The sequence below is a fragment of the Yersinia sp. 2542 StPb PI genome (assembly GCF_048593855.1).
GTDB classification, from domain to species: Bacteria; Pseudomonadota; Gammaproteobacteria; order Enterobacterales; family Enterobacteriaceae; genus Yersinia; species Yersinia enterocolitica_E.
This window is the reverse complement of the sequence record NZ_JAZGQA010000499.1, coordinates 1-480: the sequence shown is the minus strand read 5'-3', so window position 1 is coordinate 480 and position 480 is coordinate 1. Positions and strand designations below refer to the sequence as shown.

The following is a 480-nucleotide window of genomic DNA, read 5'->3' as shown; positions in this document are numbered from 1 at the left end:
ATCCATAATAATGGCAATGTAATACAGTCTGGAAGTAAGTAACAATCAAGATCGATAAAAGACAACGTAATCAGCGACCAAATTAAAAGTAAACAGGCAACTGTTGAATAATCGCTTTCAGCCCAAAAGGCAACAAGTAAGGTTAAAATAGCCGTCAGTAACTCTACAATTAGATAACGAGGATTAATTCTCTGCTGGCAGCACCGGGATCTACCACGTAATAATAACCAACTGACTACGGGAATATTGTACCTAATAAGTAACTGGCTATTGCAACTTGGGCAAAATGATTTTGGAAAACATAAATTAATGTTGTCTTTGAGGCTATTATCCTTAATTCCTCGACTAACGCCCTTATGTTTGGGCGCAGTAGCAGAAAGCATAATTGGCAGGCGATAGATAACAACATTCAAAAAACTCCCTATGCATAGCCCAACAACAGTATAAAATAAAACACCGACCAGACTATAAGTATCAATC

General features: G+C 37.3%; 1 protein-coding gene. It reads right to left on the bottom strand.

Going from position 1 to position 480, the window contains the following annotated elements; all coding sequences use genetic code 11:
* Positions 1 to 480 (bottom strand): prepilin peptidase (locus tag V1952_RS22485; protein WP_420075627.1); only part of this gene is annotated, 480 nt, incomplete at both ends.